The 18819-nt window shown below is 50.8% G+C and carries 16 protein-coding genes; 8 read left to right on the top strand and 8 right to left on the bottom strand.

The window, feature by feature from the left end:
• Nucleotides 1-108 precede the first annotated feature (108 nt).
• Together VP504_RS08885 and rpsU are read right to left on the bottom strand one after the other, a co-directional pair.
• A complete protein-coding gene (locus VP504_RS08885) occupies nt 109-552 on the bottom strand; it encodes a GatB/YqeY domain-containing protein (RefSeq protein ID WP_325890875.1) in 444 nt (147 codons plus the stop codon).
• A gap of 24 nt (nt 553-576) precedes the next feature.
• Nucleotides 577-792: a 30S ribosomal protein S21 gene (rpsU, locus tag VP504_RS08880; protein WP_002537656.1), complete on the bottom strand. Its 216-nt coding sequence runs from the start codon at nt 790-792 to the stop codon at nt 577-579.
• Nucleotides 793-1000: 208 nt separating this feature from the next.
• On the opposite strand from rpsU, the gene tsaD reads away from it, so the two are divergent.
• Entirely contained in the window at nt 1001-2020 is a 1020-nt protein-coding gene (gene tsaD, locus VP504_RS08875) for a tRNA (adenosine(37)-N6)-threonylcarbamoyltransferase complex transferase subunit TsaD (RefSeq protein WP_325890874.1), read from the top strand.
• Nucleotides 2021-2211: 191 nt separating this feature from the next.
• On the opposite strand, the gene plsY is transcribed toward tsaD, so the two are convergent.
• Nucleotides 2212-2853, bottom strand: coding sequence for a glycerol-3-phosphate 1-O-acyltransferase PlsY (gene plsY / locus VP504_RS08870; protein WP_325890873.1), 642 nt, complete (start codon nt 2851-2853; stop codon nt 2212-2214).
• A 194-nt stretch (nt 2854-3047) separates the two neighbouring features.
• On the opposite strand from plsY, the gene folB reads away from it, so the two are divergent.
• Genes folB through VP504_RS08855 form a run of 3 tightly spaced genes read left to right on the top strand, consistent with a single transcriptional unit; the run spans nt 3048 to nt 4715 of the window.
• Entirely contained in the window at nt 3048-3407 is a 360-nt protein-coding gene (gene folB, locus VP504_RS08865) for a bifunctional dihydroneopterin aldolase/7,8-dihydroneopterin epimerase (protein ID WP_039849772.1), read from the top strand.
• Nucleotides 3404-3889 carry a 2-amino-4-hydroxy-6-hydroxymethyldihydropteridine diphosphokinase gene (gene folK / locus VP504_RS08860; RefSeq protein WP_325893951.1) on the top strand — a complete coding sequence of 162 codons (486 nt, stop codon included), beginning with the start codon at nt 3404-3406 and terminating at the stop codon, nt 3887-3889. The genes folB and folK overlap by 4 nt, the downstream gene beginning before the upstream one ends.
• Nucleotides 3890-3911: 22 nt before the next feature.
• Complete coding sequence (locus VP504_RS08855) at nt 3912-4715, top strand: undecaprenyl-diphosphate phosphatase (protein WP_325893949.1); 804 nt, start codon at nt 3912-3914, stop codon at nt 4713-4715.
• A 97-nt stretch (nt 4716-4812) separates the two neighbouring features.
• Here VP504_RS08855 and VP504_RS08850 read toward each other — a convergent pair whose 3' ends face one another.
• A complete protein-coding gene (locus VP504_RS08850) occupies nt 4813-6051 on the bottom strand; it encodes a multifunctional CCA addition/repair protein (RefSeq protein WP_325893947.1) in 1239 nt (412 codons plus the stop codon).
• 205 nt (nt 6052-6256) lie between these two features.
• Here VP504_RS08850 and VP504_RS08845 point away from each other — a divergent pair, with 205 nt between their 5' ends.
• Nucleotides 6257-8536 carry an AAA family ATPase gene (locus tag VP504_RS08845; RefSeq protein ID WP_325893945.1) on the top strand — a complete coding sequence of 760 codons (2280 nt, stop codon included), beginning with the start codon at nt 6257-6259 and terminating at the stop codon, nt 8534-8536.
• Between the two features lie 140 nt (nt 8537-8676).
• Here VP504_RS08845 and VP504_RS08840 read toward each other — a convergent pair whose 3' ends face one another.
• From VP504_RS08840 to VP504_RS08830, 3 genes are all read right to left on the bottom strand, one after another.
• Nucleotides 8677-9291 (bottom strand): TIGR04211 family SH3 domain-containing protein, encoded by a 615-nt coding sequence (locus VP504_RS08840; RefSeq protein WP_325893943.1) that lies wholly within the window; start codon nt 9289-9291, stop codon nt 8677-8679.
• Nucleotides 9292-9491: 200 nt separating this feature from the next.
• Entirely contained in the window at nt 9492-10757 is a 1266-nt protein-coding gene (locus tag VP504_RS08835) for an inorganic phosphate transporter (protein ID WP_325893942.1), read from the bottom strand.
• Nucleotides 10758-10792: 35 nt separating this feature from the next.
• Nucleotides 10793-11473 (bottom strand): TIGR00153 family protein, encoded by a 681-nt coding sequence (locus VP504_RS08830; protein WP_062712155.1) that lies wholly within the window; start codon nt 11471-11473, stop codon nt 10793-10795.
• 226 nt (nt 11474-11699) lie between these two features.
• On the opposite strand from VP504_RS08830, the gene VP504_RS08825 reads away from it, so the two are divergent.
• Nucleotides 11700-13226 (top strand): CYTH and CHAD domain-containing protein, encoded by a 1527-nt coding sequence (locus tag VP504_RS08825; RefSeq protein WP_325893940.1) that lies wholly within the window; start codon nt 11700-11702, stop codon nt 13224-13226.
• Nucleotides 13227-13266: 40 nt separating this feature from the next.
• Here the strand turns inward: VP504_RS08825 and VP504_RS08820 are convergent, their stop codons facing one another.
• A complete protein-coding gene (locus VP504_RS08820) occupies nt 13267-14010 on the bottom strand; it encodes a potassium channel family protein (RefSeq protein WP_325894009.1) in 744 nt (247 codons plus the stop codon).
• Between the two features lie 190 nt (nt 14011-14200).
• Between VP504_RS08820 and VP504_RS08815 the strand changes: the two genes are divergently transcribed.
• Both VP504_RS08815 and glnE read left to right on the top strand, forming a co-directional pair.
• Complete coding sequence (locus VP504_RS08815) at nt 14201-15799, top strand: methyl-accepting chemotaxis protein (protein ID WP_325893938.1); 1599 nt, start codon at nt 14201-14203, stop codon at nt 15797-15799.
• 92 nt (nt 15800-15891) lie between these two features.
• A complete protein-coding gene (glnE, locus tag VP504_RS08810; RefSeq protein ID WP_325893937.1) occupies nt 15892-18744 on the top strand; it encodes a bifunctional [glutamate--ammonia ligase]-adenylyl-L-tyrosine phosphorylase/[glutamate--ammonia-ligase] adenylyltransferase in 2853 nt (950 codons plus the stop codon).
• Nucleotides 18745-18819 lie beyond the last annotated feature (75 nt).

Genomic DNA, 18819 nt, shown 5'->3' with positions numbered 1-18819 from the left:
CGGTGAATATGAGAAGAGGGTACTCTCAGTATTTGCTACTGAGCGAATACGAACAAGCCGCGCACTCCAAAAATGGATAGCACGGCTTGTTTGCAGGTCGGATAAAAGTTAAGCCAGATTAGCTTTAACCAATTGGCTGATTTTACCCATGTCAGCCCGGCCCTGAACCAAAGGTTTCAGAACGGCCATGACTTTACCCATGTCTTGCATGGAGCCTGCTCCAGAAGTTGCGATGGCGTCTTTCACCAGAGCATCAACTTCTTCGTCGCTGAGTGGCTTTGGCATGAACTCTTCCAGTACGGAAATTTCTGCCAGTTCCACATCAGCCAGGTCATCACGGCCAGCTGACTGATATTGCGAAACAGAATCACGACGCTGCTTAACCATTTTGGTCATCACTGCCAGCACTTCGTCTTCGTTCAGAGTTTTCTGACCGTCAACTTCTTGCTGTTTAATCGCAGCCATGATCAAACGAATAGTGCCAAGACGAGGTTTGTCTTTGGCTTTCATCGCCGCTTTTTGTTCGTCTTTCAGACGTTCAATCAATTCCATCTCGCAATCCTGTATTAATCGTAATTAGTACAGGCGAACGCGACGTGCGTTTTCGCGAGCCAGCTTCTTCAGGTGGCGTTTAACTGCAGCTGCTTTAGCGCGTTTGCGAACGGTAGTCGGCTTTTCGAAGTGCTCACGACGGCGAACTTCAGAAAGGATACCTGCTTTTTCACAAGAGCGCTTGAAGCGACGCAGTGCTACGTCGAATGGTTCGTTTTCACGTACTTTAACTACTGGCATGTGCCTTTCACCTCAGGGGTTAGTCAGTTATCGCTGGAGACAGATTGACCAGCTTTGATTAAAAATGGTGCGGAATTCTAATCCGATACTAGGGTGCTTGTAAAGCATAACTGGTGAATTTGATGCCGCCCATGTAAGATTGCCGCCTGATATAGAAACTGGCAGATCGAAAGCGGATCGATCTGTGATCCAAGTGAGCTGAGGTGTTATGCGAATTCTGGGCATCGAGACGTCGTGCGACGAGACCGGCGTGGCGATTTATGATGATGAAAAAGGGCTGTTAGCGCACCAGTTATACAGTCAGGTAAAACTGCATGCTGATTACGGCGGCGTAGTGCCTGAGCTGGCTTCTCGCGATCACGTAAAGAAGACGATTCCGCTGGTTCAAGCTGCGCTGAAAGAAGCGGGCCTGACGCCGAAAGACTTGGATGGCGTGGCTTACACGGCAGGTCCGGGTCTGGTGGGGGCGCTGCTGGTAGGCGCAACCATTGGCCGAAGCCTTGCCTACGCGTGGGACATCCCTGCAGTGGCGGTTCACCATATGGAAGGTCACTTGCTGGCACCGATGCTGGAAGATAACCCTCCTCCGTTCCCATTTATCGCGTTGTTGGTTTCTGGCGGTCACTCGATGATCGTTGAAGTAAAAGGTATCGGTGAATACCAGATCCTTGGCGAATCGATTGATGATGCTGCCGGCGAAGCGTTCGATAAAACCGCGAAGCTGATGAACCTAGATTACCCAGGGGGCCCTCTGCTTTCCAAGCTGGCAGAAAAAGGCGACAGCAGCCGCTTTACTTTTCCGCGTCCAATGACCAATGTGCCGGGGCTGGATATGAGCTTTTCTGGCCTGAAAACCTTCACCGCTAATACGATTGCCGCTAATGAAAATGACGACCAAACCCGCGCTGATATTGCCCGTGCGTTTGAAGATGCCGTCGTTGATACCTTGGTGATCAAGTGTAAGCGCGCACTGAAGCAGTGCGGCATGAAACGCGTGGTGATTGCTGGCGGTGTGAGTGCTAACCGTCATCTGCGTGCCAAGCTTGAAGAGTTGGCGAACAATATCGGTGGTGAAGTTTACTACCCACGCACTGAGTTCTGTACTGACAATGGCGCCATGATTGCCTATGCGGGCATGCAACGCCTGAAAAACGGCGAGCACAACGATTTGGGCGTGAAAGCCTTCCCACGTTGGCCGATTGATACACTTAAGTCTATTGAAGGGTAAGAGCAGGGCCTAGGAAAAGAAAGGTCCTAAGGCCTAGTAAGAGCAAGAGCCCAGAAAAAGCAAAAAGCAGAGTTATAGAACAGAAAAAGCGGCGACTGATTTCCAGCGCCGCTTTTTGTTTTTCTCTAAGGAGGGGGGAAGACTGCTTTCAGTATTCAGTATTCAGTATTCAGTGATCTAGGACCTAGGACCTAGGACCTAGGACCTGCTCTTCCTTCCTGATCTTCACTCTCCGCCAGCTTCTTCTTTTTATTCCAGATCTTTTGCTCTTCCTTGCGAAGCAGGCGCTTTATGTTTTCCTGATGACGGAAAATGATAAGACAGGAAAGCATGGCAACGGGCATGGTGAACTGGGGTTTGACCATCCACGTAAACAGTGGAGCAAACAAAGAGGCAAGCAAGGCGCCGACAGAAGAATAGCCTGTGACTAAAACAGCGGCTATCCATGTTCCTAGCATCATGCCGGTGAGGTCTAAGCCTATAGGTGCAATCGCACCCAGTGCTGTTGCCACCCCTTTACCGCCACGAAAATGAAAGAAGATGGGGTAGATATGACCCAGACAGGCAGCGATACCAATCAGGCCAAGCATGAAAGGATTGACGCCCAACAGGTAGCTTACCCAGACAGGAATAGTGCCTTTGAGCATGTCGCACAGCAGCACGAGCGCGGCAGCGAGTCGACCGCCTAGGCGGAACACGTTGGTGGCGCCCGGGTTACCTGAACCTTGTTCACGTGGGTCTGGCAGGCCATAGAGACGACAGATCAATACTGCGCTGGATATGGAACCCAGTAAGTATGCAAGTACGATCATTAATAGGCCAAAAGCAGTCATTCAGTCATCCACGTTGAACATTCGCTAGGGCGGCGAGAACTTGATATAGTTCGCGCACCAGACACAAAGTATCCAATTTTTTGAGGATATTGTGTAGATATAATGCGCGCCCTGACTGTTTTGGCCATGGCGCCGGTTGAGCCGATGTTACGTGCTTTTGCGCATAATGGGTATCCGACCTCTGATATTTTTGAGTGAACATGGACTTAGTATTTATTGAGCAGCTTGAAGTCGTGACGACTATCGGTGTCTACGACTGGGAACAACAAATCAAACAGAAGCTGGTGTTTGATATTGAAATGGCGCACGACAACAAGCCTGCGGCGGACAGCGATGATGTCGCTTACGCACTGGATTATGCCTCGGTCAGTGGCGCTATCATCGATTTGGTCGAAAATGGCCGTTTCTTGTTGGTGGAGCGTGTTGCTGAAGAAATTGCGGCGCTGATCCAATCTCAGTTCTCTGTGCCTTGGGTTCGCGTGAAGGTGAGCAAACCCGGTGCTGTTCCTCAGGCCCGTACCGTGGGTGTGGTGATTGAGCGAGGCGCTAAGTGACTCAGGTTTTAGTGAGCGTTGGCTCGAACATTGAACGCGAGCATCATATCTCTGAAGGTATTGCTGCGCTTAGGGAGCTCGATCCCCAATGTCGTTGTTCCCGTATTTTTGAAGCTGTCCCCGTTGGCTTCGAAGGTCCTAATTTTTATAACCTTGTCGTTGAACTTCACACTGAATTAAGCCTCGAAGGCATTATGGCTGCGCTGCGTGAGATTGAATCTCGCTGGGGTCGCGAACGTAATGCTATCAAGTTTCGCGATCGCACGCTGGACATCGATTTGCTGACTTACGGTGAGCTGTCGCAGCCGGAAGGCCCGAGATTACCGCGCAATGATGTGTATAAATTTGCCTTTACCCTGTGGCCTTTGGCAGAGCTTTGTCCTGACCAATTGATTCCGGGTGATGACAAAACCTATAAAGAAGCGTGGGAGGCATTCTCTGAGCAACAACCTCTTTGGCCGGTAGCCGACTTCTCCCTTTAATAATTATAAGTGACTTAAAACTATGAGCATGTTTGAAGCCTTTGCGCTGGCTTTAATTCAGGGTCTGACGGAGTTTCTTCCCGTCTCAAGCTCTGCACATCTTATTCTTCCGTCAGAAATTCTAGGTTGGCAAGATCAGGGCTTAGCCTTTGATGTCGCTGTTCACGTGGGGACTTTACTTGCTGTTGTGGGCTACTTCCGAAAAGAAGTAACGCAGTTGCTGGGCGCATTCTTCCGCTCTATCTTCAAAGGCGAGCGTTCTTCTGATGCTACACTGGCATGGATGATTGTACTGGCAACGATTCCTGCCTGTATTTTCGGCCTGTTCATGAAAGACATCATCGAAATGTACTTGCGTTCGGCGTGGGTGATTGCGGTGACCTGTATTGTTTTCGGTTTGCTGCTTTGGTGGGTGGACGTGAAAGCCAAGTGTGAGTTTGATGAATACAAAACCACGCCCAAAATGGCACTGTGGATTGGTATTGCACAGGCGTTGGCAATGATCCCGGGCACATCCCGCTCTGGCGCAACTATGACCATGGCGCTTTATCTGGGTTATACCCGCGAAGCTGCGGCGCGTTTTTCTTTCCTGATGTCGATTCCAATCATTGTGCTGGCGGGTTCTTACCTTGGCTTAGGCCTCATGAAAAGTGACGTGCCAGTCATGTGGGCGCCTATTTTGACTGGCGTGCTGGTTTCATTCATCAGTGCTTATGCGTGCATTCACTGGTTCTTGAAACTCGTGACCAAGATGGGCATGAAGCCATTCGTGATTTACCGTGTGGCGCTGGGTCTTGGCCTGATGGCGTTTTTGGCTACACGATAAGAGATTGAGGTTCTAGGAAAAACAGCCCCTAGCAATAGAAAAAGCGGCAACTGATATAGTGCCGCTTTTTTACGTCTGGAGTTGGACATATTGCCTTCTAGGAACCTAGGACCCTATGTCCTTCGAGATACCCCTTCACTGCCTCAACCCTCTGCCTAGTCAGCTCTTCCCGAATTGCCGGGCCTTTAAAACCAGCAGCGACAATCGGTTTAACCTCGACAGCACTGGCGGCATCAAACGCGCCAGTCAGCCATTCTGATTGCGGGTATTCACGCTGCTCAAAACCGGTGCGGCCTTGGTGATCGGCTTTGCTCGCGGTGGCAATCTGAGGGATTTTCTCCGGCTTACGCCAACAATCATTGCGGTCGAATATCTTGACGAAAGTCGCGGCTTTTAACTCGCCCGCGTTGTGCACATTGGTGTGCTCGGCGCAGACTAGAAGTGCGGCATCGCGGTAGGCGTTTGGTACACGGATACGTTCACACAGTGCTTTTATCGGTTTCAAGCCAAGCTTGGTGTGTAGCTTGTGACTTGGCCACTCTTCTTTGGGGGTCAGGCCTTTACCTAAATCATGTACTTGCGCGGCAAAGCGGATAACTCGGTCTTCCGTCAGTAATGCCGCTTGTCGGGCAACCATCAGGGTGTGAATGCCAGTATCGATTTCCGGATGCCACTGCTCAGGTTGTGGCACGCCGAAAAGGGCATCTATCTCAGGCAATACAACCGCCAATGCACCGCAGTCGCGAAGCACGCTCAAAAACACTTCAGGGTGTTGGGAAGAGAGCGATTTCTCCCACTCTTTCCAGACACGCTCGGCGGTCAGGGCTTCAAGCTCGCCGTTATCGACGATTTCCTGCATCAGCGCAAGGGTCTCATCTGCCACGCGAAACCCCAGATGATGGAACCTCGCCGCAAAACGTGCAACGCGCAATACGCGGAGCGGGTCTTCTACAAAGGCTGGGGAAACATGGCGAAGTAGGCGATCGTTGAGATCTTGCTGACCACCGTAAAGGTCAATCAGAGCTCCATCTTCGGCTTTGGCAATGGCATTGATGGTGAGGTCACGGCGCTGTAAGTCTTCTTCCAGCGTGACGTCCGGCGTGAAATCACAGACAAAGCCTGTATAGCCTTTGCCAGATTTTCGTTCTGTCCGCGCCAGTGCGTGTTCCTCGCGGGTTTTAGGGTGCAGAAAAACGGGGAAGTCTGAGCCCACTTGCTGGTAACCCGCGTTTAGCATGGAATCAATATCTGCGCCGACCACGACCCAGTCCCGATCTTTGACTTCCAGACCGAGCAATTCGTCGCGTACCGCACCGCCGACAAGGTAGGTTTTCACATTACTATCCGAAATCTAAGTAATAATGTGATCATCATATACCGAAACCATGCGTCTATGCAGGCGGGAACCGTGCGCAGAATACAAGGATGTGTGTAAAAGGTGCGAACCTGTCCCTGATTACATAGTCTGAAGCTTTGGCTGACTTTACTTCATCTTTAGGCCGCGTTACCTTGCGAGCCATTGAGGGAACAGAGAAATATTCATGTACCAAGACTTTTTCCGGTTAACCGAATCGCCATTTGCGATCGTGCCTAATCCTAAATTTTACTTTTTAAGCGAAAGGCACAAAGAAGCGCTGAGTCATGTCCTGAATGGCATTGAGGACGGCGGCGGTCTGGCGCTTTTAACCGGCGAGGTGGGCACGGGTAAAACCACCACCATGAAAGCCTTGTTGGATCGCTTACCTGAGAAAACACAGGTGGCAACGATCCTGAACCCGAGTGTTTCTGTCCTCGAACTGCTTCAAACGCTTTGCGATGAGCTGGGCGTGGAATACAAAGACGATGACAGCTTCAAGCGTCTGTATGACACGATTGCTGATAAGTTGTTCAACAACGAATCTAAAGGCATCCAAACTGTTTTGCTGGTGGACGAAGCCCAGCATCTGATGCCGGACGTGTTGGAGCAGCTTCGTCTTCTGACCAATATCGAAACCTCTTACCGCAAGCTGTTAAAGGTGATCTTGATTGGTCAGCCTGAGCTGCAGCAAATGCTTCGCCAACCAAACCTCCGTCAGCTTGCCCAGCGCATTACTGCCCGATATCACCTGATGCCGCTGACCGCTGATGAAGTACACCAATACATCACTCACCGCATTAGCTGTGCGGGTGGTTTGGAGCCTTTGTTTGATGGGGCTGCCATTAAGCTGATTGCCAACGAAACGGGCGGTGTGCCGCGTCTGGTCAATCTGGTATGTGACAAAGTGCTGAAGATGGCGTTTAAAGAATCGCGCCAGAAGGTGAACAAAGCCATTGCGGCGCGTGCTTGTCAGGACGTATTGGAATGGCAGGGCGTGACTCAAAGCAAGCCTCAGACCGACTACAAACGTTACTGGCCGGTTTATGCTGGTGCGATTGGTGGTGCTGCGCTGCTCGCGATTGCGATTCGTGTAGGACTGGGCGGCAGTGCTGAGGAAGAAGTCATCATGGTGGCATCTGAGTCGCCCGCACCTGTGGCGGTGACTCAACCTGTAACCACTATACCTGCGAACCCAGAGCCTGTTGTTGTCGTTACTGAGCCGACACCTGTGGTGAAAGTTGAGGCCAGTAAGCCAGTTCAAACCATTGTCACTTTGCCACTTAGCGAAGTGACTCGTGAGAGTCTGAGTGCCGGTTCGTCGATGCAGTCCCTTTATAAGCTTTGGGGATTTGATGCAGACGTGCTGGCGGCGGGTTGTTCGTCGGAAGTGCGTGGCGAGCTTGCCTGTTTTAAAGGAAACTTACCGCTTTCCCAATTGTTGACGATCGACCGCCCAGCCGTGCTTGAAATGAACGGCACAGGTGGCCAGAACTGGTTTGCTGTGCTGTATGGCAGAGGCGACGGTCAGTTTGAATTGTTGGCTGCTGACAAACGTCTGCTGGTGAGCGAGGAATTTCTGACCCAGTACTGGAGCGGCGAAGCATTGGTGCTTTGGCGTCCGCCATTGGGCAACCCTAACTTTATCCGTTTCGGTCAGCGTGGCGAGCGGGTCCAGTGGTTGGATCAACGGCTGAATCTGGTGCTTGGCGAGAATTCGCCGGTATCTAACACCTTTGGGCAGGAGCAGCGCGTGAAAGTGCGTGAGTTCCAGCGAAGCAAAGGCTTGGATGCAGATGGTATTCCTGGGGCAATGACCTTTATGGTGCTGGACTCTGTGTTGCAAATGCCGGGGCCAACGCTGGTGGGCAGCATCGATGCTACACCGGGCGAGAAGTTGGCGCTTTCAGAGGGTGAGATAGTGGTGATGCCGGACTCAGAGGTGTTTGAACTTGCGCTTGAGCCTTTGCCAGCAACCGGGATTGAGCCAGTTGTCGAGGAAGCGATTGTTCAGGCCGGGCTTTCAGAACCTGAAGTGGTAGAACTTGGTAGCACAACCTTTACGGCGCCAAATCAGACTCAGCTAAAAGGGAGTGATGAGCTCACGCTGGAAGATTTGGACTTGTCTGAGCTTTCCCCTGAGTTGGCTCAGAAAGTCGAAGCCGCTATGGGCAGTGATAAAAGCCGAACCCTAGAAGCGAAATTGGATCGCGTCCATCCAGAAAGCAATGTTGTGCCGATTGCTGAGCTGAATTCTGCGCAGTTAAACCGCTTACCTACAATGGATTTTCAGACCCATATTTACACCTCGAATGAGAACAATCGTTGGGTGAAAGTGAACGGAAAAGAAGCCCGTGAAGGGCAGTTTGTGGCAGAGGGTGTGTTGCTTAGAGGGATCGAACCCCAGCAGGTGGTGGTGCAGTTTGAAGATGCGCTCATCGCCATTCCAGCGTTGACGACATGGTAATTCAAGAGTTCGCCTCTAGAGTTTTTTCCTAGGACCTAGGGAAAAGCAGTAAGAGCCAAAAGCTATCGCCTTTTGTGCTGATTCAAAAAACAAAAAAGCCGCTTCCGCGGCTTTTTTGTTTTCGTTCGATTATTTATTTCTTACGCCCAGCCGTTATTACGCTTTTTACGGCGTGGGATCAGGTGCGGAAGGATTAGGCCAAACAGCAAACCACCACCGGCAACCATGCCACCGTAGGCAAAGTAGCGCATCAGCAGGTCATCTTTCTGAGTGTCGATACGCGCACGCAGTTCACGGATTTCCGTTTGTGCATCAATCAGCTTTTGGTTCAGCTCGCTGGTATGTTGCTCCAACTCTTTCACCTGTGCGTTACGTTGGTCCAGCGACTCGATCAGGCCTTTGGTTTTCGCTTCTGAATCACCTTGCGCACTCGACAGTGCTTCTTTCAATTGCTTCAGTTCTTCTTCCAATGCAGGTACGCGAGTTTTCAGGCCTGGTTGCTTAGAAACGTACTTAGTCTCAACCCAGCCTTTACGACCACGATCATCGATAACTTGGGTGTAGCCAGCGTTGCGGTTACTGTCCACAACTGTCACTTTCGTGCCCGCATCCACACTGCCGATAATACGGAACTGGGTGCCCGGACCTGAATGCATGTAAGTGAAAAGCTCGTCTGAGATGTAGTTGTCCTTCGCATGTGCAGCAGGAACCGTCAGCAGCATAAGTACAGCCAGGGCAGAGAAAAGTTGCTTCACGGAGTATTCCTTTGTTTTGGTCGTGATAGTTAAGACTTATATACCCAAACAACCTGAAGATGTAGGATCCAGATTGTTTGGGTATAGAGTCCAAATACTAAAAAATTTTGCGGTTCAGGTACAACAAAAGGGAGGCATAACCTCCCTTTTTTGACCGAAGACTGACATCACTGCACAAAAACGTGACTGAAACGCCTTTCTTAAACGCCGAATACAGCTTGCATGACGTAGAAGAAAATCACCGCAAGTAGGGCACCTGCTGGTAAAGTCACAACCCAAGATGCCACGATATTACGCACGACACCTAGGTTCAGTGCGCCGATACCACGGGCAAAACCAACCCCCAAAACCGCACCGACTAGAGTCTGTGTGGTAGAAATAGGGAGACCCGTACCAGACGCCAGAACAACCGTTGAGGCGGTTGCCAGTTGTGCCGCGAAACCACGGCTCGGCGTTAGCTCAGTAATACCTGAACCTACGGTCGCCATCACCTTGTGACCCAGTGTTGCCAGACCAACAACGATACCAATACCACCAAGAGGCAGAATCCACCAGGCAATTGCGCTTTTTTCCGTAACTTGACCCATGTGCTCAACGGTAGAAACGATTGCTGACAGCGGGCCAATCGCATTTGCTACGTCGTTTGAGCCGTGTGCGAATGCCATCGCACAGGCAGTCACGACCATTAACAGGCTGAATACGCGCTCAACGCCGTGGTAGCCGTTTTTACTTGCTGTGTCGTCTTTGTATTTACGGTTGATGTAGACATAACCGAACATCATGATCAGTGCAGAAACAGTGATAGACACCATCACGGCTTCGCCGGTAGAAAGATGCAGACCAACGTGCTTAAGACCTTTCTTAATCGTTACCATGGCGATAATCATCGCGGTCAGGAACATGTATACCGGAACGAAACGTTTGGCGTTGATAAGAGGTTTGTCGGTATCAAAGATCAGGCGCTGCGCGCTGACAAAAATGGCATAGGCGAACACACCGGAAATTAGAGGCGTGACAAGCCAGCTACCTACGATGCCTTGCACGGAACTCCAATCAACAGCCTCGGTGCCGACAGATACACAGGCGAAACCAATGATGGCACCAATAATGGAGTGAGTGGTGGAAACCGGCCAGCCCATGTAGGACGCAACCAGCAGCCAGGTGCCCGCCGCGAGCAGAGCTGACATCATGCCGTAAACCAGCACTTCAGGTTGCGAGGCGTAGAGCGACGTTTCAATCACCCCTTTTCGGATGGTATCTGTCACTTCACCACCGGCAAGATAAGCGCCGGCGAATTCAAATATCATCGCAATGATGATGGCTTGTTTAACGGTCAGTGCTTTAGAGCCCACTGACGTTCCCATGGCGTTGGCAACGTCATTTGCACCGATACCGATAGCCATCATGAAACCAAAGACTGCGGCCACCAAAATAATAATGGTGCCGTAATTCGCTAGGATTTCCATTGTATTACCTTGTTATCTCTTAGATGAATGGCGCGTTACGAGCGTGACAGCATCAGCTCAAGACGCGAGCCAACACGTTGTGCTTGATCAGCGATAGCGCCGACCCATTCAAGAATCTTGTAAAGGAACATCACATCAACCGGGTTGTATTCACTCTCGATTGACATCAATTGCTGGCGAAGCTTGATTTGCATTGAGTCAGTATCGCCCTCAATGGTATCCAACTGGTGGATCATTTCTTCGACCAGAGTGACTTCACGTCCTTTAAAGCCAGTTTCCAGCAGTTCATCCAATTCACTGATAACGCGACGTGCCTGTTCGGCAGCATCCAGACAGCGTTGTACGTAAGCAACGAAGTCGGGGTAGAGCAAGGAAGGGACTTGGAGTTGTCGACCAATCACGCGGCCGGCAATATCTTTGGCGAGGTTTGCAAGCTTGTCCTGTTGGATAAGCAGGTCGAGCATGTCAGTGCGGTCTACCGGAAGGAACAGACCGCGAGGCAATTTGAGGCGGATTTCACGCTTGAGTGCATCAGCTTCTTTCTCAATCGTGGAAATCTCATGGCGCAGTTGCTCTGCACGTTCCCAATCGCCCTTCTCACAGGCTTCGAAGAAAGGGACTAACAGCGAGCAGCAGTCGTTTACGCGGCTCACGTGGCGTTGCAAAGGTTTTAGAGGGCTCTTTGCGAACAGCCCAACAATTGTATTTACAGGCATAGCCGTATCTACCTAAAAGACCTGTCCAAAGGATCAGGCTAAATATTACACCGAAAACCATCTGAATATTTCAGGAGTCTGGCTTTTTGGTGACGCGATGGTTATTTAGGCGGCGAATGTTATCGTAATCACATTTGTATTGATACCGTTTCAGATCAATGAAAGTCTCTTGCTCGCTTAGGCGATTACCCATATCCTTGTTCTGCTATTGGTTATGGGTACCTTTATGGAAACTGAGATAGAGTTAAAGTTTTTTGTCTCAAGCGATTTTTCACGCCAAATTCGGGACAAAATTACTGATTTAAAGGTATTGCAGCAACGCCAGCGAGACCTCAGTAATATCTACTACGACACCCCGGATTACCTGCTACGACGCCATGATATAGGGCTTCGTGTCAGACGGTATGACGATGTGTTCGTGCAAACACTGAAAACCGCAGGCCGCGTTGTTGCAGGACTTCACCAGCGTCCGGAATACAATGCAGAACTGGACTCTCCGGTTCCTGATCTCTCACTGATCCCTGCTGATGCTTGGCCAGAAGGCTTAGACATCGAAGCACTCAGTGCCAACCTGAATCCTTTGTTCTCTACAGATTTTGAGCGCCAGCAGTGGCTGCTTGCGATGCCTGACAGTAGTCAAGTGGAGCTGGCTTTCGACAGCGGCGAAGTCACGACTGAGGACGGCGGTTACGACCCGATTTGCGAAGTTGAGCTTGAGCTGAAGTCTGGTCAGACGGATGCCTTGTTTGTGCTGGCGCGAGAGCTGGCAGAAAACGGTGGACTGCGTTTGGGCAACCTTAGTAAAGCGGCGCGCGGATATCGCCTGGCGACTGGCTATGAAGGCGATCCGGTGAAACCGCTGACCATGGTTGGTGTTAACGGCCAGATGTCGGCAGAGCAGTCGTTTGTGAAAGCACTCGAGCATGCGCTCGATCATTGGCACTACCACGAGCAGGTCTATGTGGAGCGCCCAGAGCAGGAAGCCATCTTCGAAATGTGTAATGCGGTGTCGCTGATCCGTCAGGCTTTGGTGCTTTATGGTGGTTTGATTCCGCGTCGCGCCAGTGCGCTGCTTCGTCAGGAGCTGCAATGGCTGGAAGGGGAGCTGGATTGGGTTTATGAAGGCCGTGCCATTGAGCGCCTGCTTGACGATAAAGGTCACTTCCTGCGTAAACTGAATGCGCAAAAGCCACTGATGGCAAAGCTCTCTGACCGATATGATGAATTGCCAGAGCGTGCTGAAGTGCTGGAACTCCTTCACTCAAGCCGTTATTGCAACCTGCTACTTGATTTGAGCCGCTGGATCCTCACCCGTGGTTGGCAACCTTTCCTTGATGACAAAGCTCGCGAGAAATTGGGTGAACCTATCCGTCAGTTTGCGAATCGTTCACTGGCGCAGTCCTGGGATGAACTGTTGACTGTTTTTGCGGAAGGGAATGAGCTTGATCGATTTGCATATCTGGATCAACAGCCGCGCCTGACTCGGAACCTGATGTCAGGATGTTGTGTTGCAGCCTTGTTTGAGAGTGAAGAGCGCGAGACCTTCCGCCTCCCTTGGTTGGATCTGTTGCAGGGCATTGAAGATTTTCAATTGCTTGAGCCGGTCAGAAAGTTGGCAAACGACGATGATCTTGAAGAAGATGACCGCGTGCAGATAGACAAATGGCTGGGTCGCAAGGAAGAGTCTTTGCTGCATGCCATGATGCAATCACGCCAGATTGGCCTGACTCTGGACCCGTACTGGGATATCTAAGCGCAGAATCTTGAATACGTTGGAATGGCGCCTGATGGCGCTATTTTTTTATCTGCGGGGCAGTGGGTTTGTTCTCCAGCTTGACTTCAATCGCGGTAAGACGTTCCATGATTTCACTTTGTTGGGCGAGGATAAGTTCCAGCGCTTCGCGGCGGCGTTCTTCTCTTTCCTGCGCTTTCTTCTCCGGCTTGGTGACATACGAAGTGACAAGGCCAGTGATAGCACCAAAAATCCCCACGCCACACATAATCACTATCACCGCGACTGCGCGTCCTGCTGGCGTCACTGGGTAATAATCACCATAACCTACCGTCGAGATGGTCACAAACACCCACCAGATAGCGTCGGTCAGGCTGGTAATGTTGGCTTCAGCTGCGGGGCTCTCAAACGCAAATACCGCGGCAGAGCCGGTTGAAACCAAAACCGTTAGCAATAACAGAATGGTCGCCATGGTGGTTTCATTGCGGTTTTCGCTCATGTAGGTGAGCAGCGACTGGCTTTGCCGAATAAGCCGTATGACCCGGAAAATTTGAAAAATGCGGGCGAAACGCAATGCTTCGACCACAGGAATACTGGCGAGGATATCTATCCAATGTGTTTTCAAATAAGTGACTTTGTTATCACTTTTAAGAAGATGTAGGGCGATTTGTAGCAAAAATATCAGGCAAATCAGCGTATCGATGCCCAGCAATAAGGTATAAAGGGGGGCGTTTTTAGGCAGCAGTAAAATAGTAGTGACCACACAAAGTGAGACAAAGGAAAGCAACAGGCTCAACAATCCCATCGGATTTAGATCTAAGTTTTTCGTTTCAGTCTCGCTCGTCACTTAATAAATAACCTGTATTGCCGTTAGTGCTTTAGGGCTCAGCATCTCCACCGAAGTTAACGCTCGACAGATACCTAACCCTATTCCGTTTGCTTTCTCTTTACTGTATCGCAGATTACGCGATGCCACTATCAAGGAGTCACCGAGAATGTCACAGATGATATTCAGGCCTTGGGAAAAGGCCGTTGCCAACATCAAACTGGTTCCCAAACTCATTCTTTTAATGGTTTTCAGTACCTTGCTATTGGTGACAAAACAGCTGTGGGACGCCAATACGTTCCGTGACTCTGTCAGTGAAGTGACCGAGGCACAGAGCCATAGTCTGGCATTGCGAAGCGCTGAAATGGCAAAAGAGCTTCTGAAAGAGGAAAACGGAGCCGCGCTGCTTCAGCGTGTGGTGAGCAGTGAAAATGCGACCAGCGAAATTAACCAGTACATCTACTTCACCAATCGTAAAACCGGTGAAGTCTTGGCGCACCCCAGCATACGAAATTTTGATGGATTGAACCTGCCACTTGAAAATGGCCGTATGCTGACGGAAGTGATTCGAAATACCCGAGGCGAATTTACTTACCACCTTGCGAATGAAGGGCGTCACGGTATCGCGGTGCCGGTAGGAAACACAGACTGGTTGTCCATTTCTTCCCAACCAGATTCCGCGGCAGAACAGTACTACAACGCTTACCTGTTGCAGGTGGCATGGCAAACGGCACTCATGATTATTGCTTTTATGGTGATCTTGTTAGGAGGCTCTAACCTGATGCTTCGCCAAATCAATTGCCTGATTGACGGCATGAGGAATATGGCGCAGAAGAACCTCGGTATACCTGTGGTGATGGACTGCAAAGATGAGTTCGGTGAGCTGGCGCGTGAACTGGAAAAAAGCCGTATTCAACTGTCGAGCGTGATTAAAACGCAGCGTCACTCTTCGGAAGAATTGTCTGATATGGCTGAAGTGATGAGCATCAGCATGGATGAAACCCGCGAGTCTGCCAAAGAGCAATTCGGTGAAATTGACCAGTTGGCGTCAGCAATGAGTGAAATGACGTCGACGGTACAAGATGTTGCGGGTCATGCCCGTACAGCTTCACAAGCCACAGAAGCCTCCCGCGAGCAGGTGGCAAACGGACAGCAGTATGTGAGCAACACGATTTCGACCATTAACAAGTTGTCTGATGATATTCGTGAGTCAGCTAGTGTGGTGAATCAGGTGGAAGAGCGTGTGGAGAAGATCAGTTCAGTGGTGGTGACGATTCAGGGGATTTCTGAGCAAACTAATCTGTTGGCACTTAATGCAGCGATTGAGGCTGCGCGTGCCGGTGAAGCGGGCCGGGGTTTTGCTGTAGTAGCAGATGAGGTGCGTAACTTGGCACAGAACACCCAAAAAGCCACCGTAGAAATTCAGGATATGATCACCCAGCTTCAATCCTCCGCGCAGCAAGCGGTTGGCCTGATGGAGCAAAGCGTGGTGGAAGCGGTGGAAAGCGTAGAGTCTGTGAGCAAAGCAGGTGAAGAATTGACCCTGATCGTGGATCAAATCTGCCAAATCAACGACATGAACTTTCATATCGCTACAGCGGCAGAGCAGCAAGCCTCAGTAGCTGATGAGATGAACCAAAACCTGACCAATGTCCGTGAGCTGGTGGAAGCATCGGTCACTGTGGTGACTGAATTGGCGGAAACCTCGGAAAGCATGCAGGGCAATGCAGAACAGCTGGATTTGAAAATCAAAGAGTTTGCGGTTTGATTTCCGTTTAGGAATGAGGAAGCCCACCGATTGTGTGGGCTTTTTTTATGATATTTTAAGGATAACTAGAAAGGTCAAAGGAAAGAATACCGATGCCGCTCCCTACGGAACTGGAAGCTTGCGCAAACCGCGCTATCGACACCTTGGCTGAAAAGCAGCCCGAGAACTTCGAACAATGGCAAGGTGCTGACAGGGATACCCTTTCCCGCACATTGGCACTCAGTGATTTCATCAAGGAATCGGTGCTTCATGACGAAAACCTGCTTCCTTGGCTGAAGGATAATCTCGGCTCTGGCCTTCGTATTGCGCAATACCGCAAGCTTCTGAAAGAGCATCTCGATGGTCAGCAGGATGAAAATGGCCTGTTGCGTGAGCTTCGTCGCTTCCGTCGGCGCGAAATGGTTTGGCTGGCGTGGCATGACTTTAACGACATCATTTCCCTTGATGATGGTCTCGCCCATCTCTCTAAACTGGCAGAAGCCATGATCATGGAAGCCTATGGCTGGCTTTACCGTTTCTGCTGCAATGAGTGGGGAACGCCATGTGATGCAGAAGGAAACGCGCAACCAATGTTGATCCTCGGCATGGGCAAGCTGGGTGGCGGCGAGCTGAATTTTTCTTCTGATATCGACCTTATCTTCACATACCCCGAGAACGGCGAAACGCAAGGTGCGCGCCGCAGCATTGCCAATGCTCAGTTCTTCACCCGTCTCGGTCAGCGTTTGATCAAAGCGTTGGATCAGCAAACCTATGATGGCTTCTGTTACCGCGTCGATATGCGCCTTCGCCCGTTTGGCGATAGTGGCCCACTGGTCATGAGTTTCGCAGCGCTTGAAGATTACTATCAGGAGCAGGGGCGTGACTGGGAACGTTACGCGATGATCAAAGCGCGGGTGATGGGGAAAGAGCAGTTTGCCTGTTACCAGACTCTCCGTCAGATGCTGCGTCCCTTCGTATTCCGCCGATATATCGATTTCAGTGCGATCCAGTCTCTACGTCGTATGAAAGCGATGATCCGCAGTGAAGTGCGTCGCCGTGGCCTGACAGACAACATCAAACTGGGGGCGGGTGGTATTCGTGAAATCGAGTTTATCGTCCAGTCTTTCCAGCTTATCCGAGGCGGTCGCGATCCGATTTTGCGTAAACGAGGTCTTTTCATCACCTTGAAGGCTATTCGCGAATTGGAGCTGCTGCCGGAGAAGGAAGCTGACACGCTCGAAGCATCATACCGCTACCTGCGCCGGGTGGAGAACTTGCTGCAAGCCATTGGCGATAAGCAAACCCAAACCTTGCCAGATAACGATCGTGACAGGTTGCGCCTTGCCGTGGCCATGGGTGAAACGGAGTGGGACGCGCTGCGTGAGAAAATTGCTTTCCATATGCAGGGTGTACACGACATCTTCGATAACCTGATTGGCGACGAAGAGGAAAACGAAGAAGAGAAGATCGGCGCTGAGTTCAGTGAGATCTGGGATGCTGCCCGCGATCCGGATTTGGTGGAGAAGATCCTGACTGACATGCAGGCGCAAAGCGCCGAAGATCAGGCCAAAGCGCTGCTGCGATTCAAAGAAGAGTTGGCTAAACGCACTTTAGGCCCTCGTGGCCGTGAAGTGGTGAACCGACTCATGCCATTGATGCTTAGCCACATTGTGTGCCGTAAAGATGCTATGGCTGTGCTTGAGCGGGTGCTCAAATTGCTTGTTCGAATCGCTACACGGACAACGTATCTGGAACTTCTCGATGAGCACCATGGGTCGATTAGCCAGTTAGTCCGCCTTTGTAGCGCGAGCCCAATGGTGGCAGAGCAACTGGCAAATTATCCGATCCTTCTGGATGAGCTTCTGGATCTGCAACACCTTTACAATCCAACGCCACTCGACCAATACCGCAATGAGCTGTTTGATTTTCTCGCCCGTATTCCGGAAGAGGATATGGAACAGCAAATGGAAAACATCCGCCAATTCAAGCAAACCCAGTTGCTCCGTATCGCTGCGGCTGACATTGCTGATGTGTTGCCAGTGATGAAGGTGAGCGATCACTTGACCTATCTTTCTGAAGCCATCGTGGAAGCGGTGGTGAATCAAGCCTGGTATCAGATGACTGAAAAGTACGGGCAGCCGTCTCACCTGTCTGGCCGCGATGGTCGTGGCTTTGCGGTGATCGGCTATGGCAAGGTCGGGGGGATTGAGCTGGGTTATAACTCAGACCTGGATGTGGTGTTTGTGCACGATTGCCCGGATAACACCTACACAGACGGCCCGAAAAAGATAGACAGCCGTCAGTTCTATCTGCGACTGGCGCAGCGTATCGTCCATCTGTTTTCTACCCGCACCGCGTCCGGTGTGTTGTATGAAATTGATACTCGCCTTCGTCCCTCGGGTGCATCAGGGATGCTGGTGACGACACTGGATTCGTTCGAAGAATATCAGAACGAAGAAGCCTGGACTTGGGAGCATCAGGCGCTGGTGCGCACCCGGCTGATTTATGGTGATGCACTCCTGACCAAGGGTTTTGCGGATTTGCGGAAGCGTGTGCTGACTAAAGCGCGTGACATAGATGCCCTTCGCAAGGAAGTGGTCGAGATGCGCCATAAAATGCGTGACCATCTTGGAAGTAAAGAAAAGGGCAAATTCCACATCAAGCAAGACCCGGGTGGGATTACAGATATTGAGTTTATGACTCAATTCTTCGTGCTGGCGAATGCTAATGACGAACCTGCATTGACCCGATGGAGTGATAACGTCCGCATCCTCGAAGATATGGCACAAGCAGGCATTCTCAGCACGCCGCAGGCACTGACTTTACGAGATGCTTATGTCGTGATGCGCGATGAAATCCATCGTCTGAATCTGCTTGATGCTTCTGTGGAAGTGGATGACAACGCCTTCACAGTAGAGCGTGACGCGGTGAAAACGGCTTGGGAAGAGTGGATGGAGCCTGTGTAAAACAGACCCTAGAAAATGAAAAGGCGGCTACTGATTCGGTGCCGCTTTTTTATTGTGCGAAGGACCAAGCTATTT

The sequence above is a fragment of the Grimontia sp. NTOU-MAR1 genome (genome assembly GCF_035758505.1).
GTDB lineage: Bacteria > Pseudomonadota > Gammaproteobacteria > Enterobacterales > Vibrionaceae > Enterovibrio > Enterovibrio marinus.
This window is presented reverse-complemented; position numbering and strand designations above follow the sequence as displayed.